General features: G+C 40.6%; 7 protein-coding genes. All 7 read right to left on the reverse strand.

Annotation, left to right across the window (positions count from 1 at the left end; genetic code table 11):
* Positions 1 to 60: 60 nt before the first annotated feature.
* Positions 61 to 843: a ribonuclease HII gene (locus tag WYK_RS05550; RefSeq protein WP_040373589.1), complete on the reverse strand. Its 783-nt coding sequence runs from the start codon at positions 841 to 843 to the stop codon at positions 61 to 63.
* Between the two features lie 113 nt (positions 844 to 956).
* A complete protein-coding gene (ylqF, locus tag WYK_RS05555; RefSeq protein WP_040373590.1) occupies positions 957 to 1,823 on the reverse strand; it encodes a ribosome biogenesis GTPase YlqF in 867 nt (288 codons plus the stop codon).
* Between the two features lie 22 nt (positions 1,824 to 1,845).
* Positions 1,846 to 2,400 carry a signal peptidase I gene (gene lepB / locus WYK_RS05560; RefSeq protein ID WP_040373591.1) on the reverse strand — a complete coding sequence of 185 codons (555 nt, stop codon included), beginning with the start codon at positions 2,398 to 2,400 and terminating at the stop codon, positions 1,846 to 1,848.
* A 116-nt stretch (positions 2,401 to 2,516) separates the two neighbouring features.
* Positions 2,517 to 2,864, reverse strand: coding sequence for a 50S ribosomal protein L19 (gene rplS / locus WYK_RS05565; protein WP_040373592.1), 348 nt, complete (start codon positions 2,862 to 2,864; stop codon positions 2,517 to 2,519).
* 132 nt (positions 2,865 to 2,996) lie between these two features.
* Entirely contained in the window at positions 2,997 to 3,728 is a 732-nt protein-coding gene (gene trmD / locus WYK_RS05570; RefSeq protein ID WP_040373593.1) for a tRNA (guanosine(37)-N1)-methyltransferase TrmD, read from the reverse strand.
* The gene (rimM, locus tag WYK_RS05575; RefSeq protein WP_040373594.1) at positions 3,728 to 4,246 is read right to left on the reverse strand and encodes a ribosome maturation factor RimM; all 519 of its coding nucleotides are present in this window, start codon (positions 4,244 to 4,246) and stop codon (positions 3,728 to 3,730) included. The genes trmD and rimM overlap by 1 nt, the downstream gene beginning before the upstream one ends.
* A 10-nt stretch (positions 4,247 to 4,256) precedes the next feature.
* On the reverse strand, positions 4,257 to 4,485 hold a 229-nt coding region (locus tag WYK_RS05580), incomplete at its 5' end, for a YlqD family protein (protein WP_040373595.1).

Genomic DNA, 4,485 nt, shown 5'->3' on the forward strand with positions numbered 1-4,485 from the left:
ACTTGTCCATTTGATTGATATTCGAAGTTATCGGGGTCGTATGCACTGACATTACCTCCCTCATGTACGGCGTTCGAGGCGCTCCTTTACTGGAGCAAAACTGCGGCGATGCCAAGGTGTCACACCATATTGATCAAGACCGGATAAATGAACCGCTGTTCCATAACCCATATTTTTTTCAAAACCATAGTTTGGATATTCAACACTATATTCTTTCATCATGCGGTCACGTGTAACTTTCGCAACGATCGATGCAGCAGCAATTGAAATACTTCTTGAATCACCTTTGATAAGTGACATCTGCGGCATAGGAACCGCCAATTCCATTGCATCAATGAGTAAATAATCCGGTATCCTGTTTAAATCAGTAATGGCTGCAAGCATAGCTTTTTTGGAAGCTTGGTAGATGTTTATTTCGTCGATTTCTTCACTATGTATCAAGCCAGTACCAACGGCGATCGCCTGCTCCATGATAATCGAATAAAAAGCTTCTCTCTTTGCTTCAGAAACCTTTTTTGAATCATCTAAACCAGGAAGATAAAAACCAAGAGGCAGAATAACAGCTGAAGCTACCACAGGTCCTGCCAGCGGCCCTCTGCCTACTTCGTCAATACCAGCAATCTCCAAAAACCCTTCGTTTTGAAGCTGGTGTTCAAACATGGACATTTCCTCAAAACGTTCTCTAATGGCAAGTTGTTTTTGATAATTCGTTGTCCACCTTTTCACAAGGTCGGCCACACCTTTTCTACTGTCGTCTGCACATTCTCTTAAAAAAGGATCATTAGGTTCTTTTATTTCATTTAACCGTAACGCAATATTCTTGATGCTATTTGCAGTTTTCATTTTTATTCACCTGTCCTATTAGTATCGGCTAAAACAAGCCGCTTTTCAGGAAATCTCTAAAAAAATACGGATTCCAATGAGTCTTTAACAGACTCGTTGATATCCGTATCTCCTTACTCTTCTGGTTTTTTCAAATCGGCAGGTACTTCAAAAGTCAAAGGTCCCATTTTCTCAGAACGGATTTCTCGGACAACCAATTCTGCTGTCTTATCATAATCAATCAAGCCTTGAGAAGCCAAGCATCCTCTGAAGGTACCAATCACATCAAAGATTTCTGCTGTCTCTTGAGGAATCTCCGTAAGATTATATCGATCCTTTAGGCGTTCTGGATATTCTTTCTCAAGAAAACGAATTCCATAAAGAGCGATATCATGAAGATTCAGCAGCGTGTCCTTAATAGCACCCGTAAGCGCTAATTTCAATCCTACTTCTTGATCCTGAAACTTCGGCCATAAAATCCCGGGTGTATCGAGCAGCTCCAGCTCTTTACCAAACTTAATCCATTGCTGTGCTTTTGTTACACCAGGCGTATTTCCCGTGCGCGCGATATTTTTCTTTGCTAATCGATTAATCAACGTTGATTTTCCTGCGTTAGGAATTCCAACAATCATCGCTCTGATTGCTCTTGGTTTAATGCCTCTCGACTTCATTCGATCGTATTTATCTTTTAGAAGTTCTTTGGAAACTGCCGTAATTTGTGCAAGACCATGCCCATCTTGAGAATTGATCGCTAATGCAGTTTGCCCTTGTGACTTATAATACGCAAGCCACTTGTTTGTTTTAATTGGATCAGCCATGTCCGCTTTGTTTAATAAGATAATCCGCGGTTTATGCTGGATAATTTCATCAATCATTGGATTTCTTGATGCGGCTGGAATACGTGCATCCACCAGTTCATAGATGATATCGACTAGCTTTAATTTTTCAGTTACTTCCCTTCGAGCTTTGGCCATATGGCCTGGGAACCATTGTATTGTCAATGGAATCACCCTTTCTTGCTTGCTATTTTACCAGTCTAAACTCCTTGACTGGCCAATATACTAGTTTTGTACTGCCGAGTACCTTTTCATATGGGATATACCCTATATGACGGCTGTCTTTACTATACCTTCGGTTATCTCCAAGGACAAATAGATGACCTTCTGGAACCGTTTTACTATCGGTTACATCACTAAGAGTGAACGGTTCCGTCAACAATCCGCCATCAGTCAGCTGCTTCTTCAAGTCAGCCAAATACGGTTCATCATAAACCTTGCCGTTGATATATAAGACATCGTTCTTGTAGGAAACTTCATCTCCGGGAAGACCAATGACTCGTTTTATGTAGTCTTTCCCCTCTGGCGCTTCAAATACAATTATATCAAAACGTTTTGGATCACCGATTGCATAACTGAAATTGTTCACAATCATCCGATCTTCACTTTTAAGTGTCGGCACCATTGATAAACCATCTACAACAATTGGGGTAAACAAAAAATAACGAATTACAAAGACCAGGACTAGGGCAATGACAAGCGCTTTTGTCCATTCCCAAAGTTCATTTTTCTTTTTAACCATTTTTTAATCACCCTTTTATAAAGTGAAAAAAGGAGCCTGCAGAACAAGCTCCTTTTAATAAATGCTGTTAGTAATATCTCGACTGTTAAGCAGCTTCCTCAAATGAGGCAGACAAATTAACGGCGAATTTCTTTGATACGCGCTTTTTTACCACGAAGCTCACGAAGGTAGTAAAGTTTAGCACGACGTACTTTACCATAACGTAATACTTCTAATTTAGCGATTTTTGGTGTATGAACTGGGAATGCACGTTCAACTCCAACACCGTAAGAAATTTTACGAACTGTAAAGCTTTCGCTTACTCCGCCACCGCGGCGTTTAATTACAACACCTTCGAATAACTGGATACGTTCGCGTGTTCCTTCAACAACTTTAACGTGTACACGTACAGTGTCACCAGGACGAAACGCTGGAAGATCCGTACGAAGTTGGTCTTTTGTTAGTTCTGTAATAATGTTTGTCATAATATCCTTCTCCTCCTAGAACGCTCTTGCAAATCTGTCTATCATTGCAGCGGAACATCGTTATAAGGCTGGGCTTTACCCAGACCACAAAACTCATTTTACCATATTAAGAATCCTGACGCAAGCTAGTCGTTATTCTTTTTTTATTTCTTCAAGCCACTTGATTTCTTGATCATTCAGCGGATAGGTTTCAAGTAAATCCGGACGACGAAGCCATGTACGCCGGAGGGATTCCTTGCTTCTCCACTCATCTATATGCTTATGATTTCCTGATAACAACGTATCAGGAACCTTCATTCCACGAAAATCAGCAGGTCTTGTGTAGTGAGGATGCTCGAGAAGACCCGAAGAATAAGAATCTAGTATTGGAGAGTCTTCATTACCCAGAACGCCTGGCAACAGCCTTACAATACTATCAATCAAGATCATTGCCCCGAGTTCGCCGCCAGTTAGAATATAATCACCAATTGATATTTCATCCGTGACGACATGCTCACGAATCCGTTCATCATATCCTTCATAATGACCACAGATGAAGATCAGATGCTCTTCCTTCGACAACTCTTCCGCTTTTTTTTGAGTGTACCGCTCACCTTGAGGGCACAAAAGGATAACACGTGGTTTGTCTTCCGCTTCGCTGCGTAAAGCATCCACAGCATCAAAGATCGGCTCAGGCTTTAAAACCATGCCCGCTCCGCCCCCGTATGGATAATCATCAACCCTGTGATGCTTATTATCTGCAAAATCACGGAAATTGGTTACACGATACGTAACGGCCTCTTTCTCAGCGGCTTTTTTTAAAATTGAATTACCCAGAACACCCTCAAACATTTCTGGAAACAGTGACAAAACATCAATTTTCATTAATCTAATAAGCCTTCCATCGGTGTAATCGTCACTTTCTTAGATGCAACATCTACAGACTTGACGATTTGTTCAATATACGGAATCAGGACATCTTTGCCCGCTTTACGTTTAATGACCCAGACATCATTAGCGCCAGGAGTAAGAACTTCACTTATTGTGCCGATTTCTTCGCCTTCATCAGTAAATACTGTACAGCCGATGATTTCGTGGAAATAAAATTCATTTTCATCAAGTTTACCAAGAGCCTCAGCAGGGACCTTTAAGATTCCGCCTCTCAAAGACTCTGCCAAGTTCACATTGTAATAACCTTCAAAGGTTAGTAAATTAAAATTCTTATGAAGGCGGTGTGAGGTGATTTTAAGCTTTTTCGGTGTTTTTTCATTTTCCATAAATAAATAAATTGTATTACCAACCTTATAACGCTTTTCAGCAAAATCCGTAATGGAAATTACGCGTATTTCGCCTTGAATTCCATGAGTATTTACAATTTTTCCTACGTTGAACCATTTTTCCATGTTTTCACCTCTAGCGTATTTCCGAAACAATCCCATCTTTAATCACAATTGTTTTCGTTTGAATAAATTCGTCCCAATTCGCTCCAACTTCAAGCTCGACAATGCTTTGGACTTCCCGTTCCTTTAACTCACTGCCAACCGGCAGAATATTAAGCTGTTCAATTTGAAACTCCAGCAGCTTAATTTTCTCTTGACGGCCGTTAATTTCTTTTTCGAAGTGAGTGCGAAGGTTTGCGGGC

The sequence above is a fragment of the Peribacillus psychrosaccharolyticus ATCC 23296 genome (genome assembly GCF_000305495.1).
Classification (GTDB): Bacteria; Bacillota; Bacilli; order Bacillales; family DSM-1321; genus Peribacillus; species Peribacillus psychrosaccharolyticus.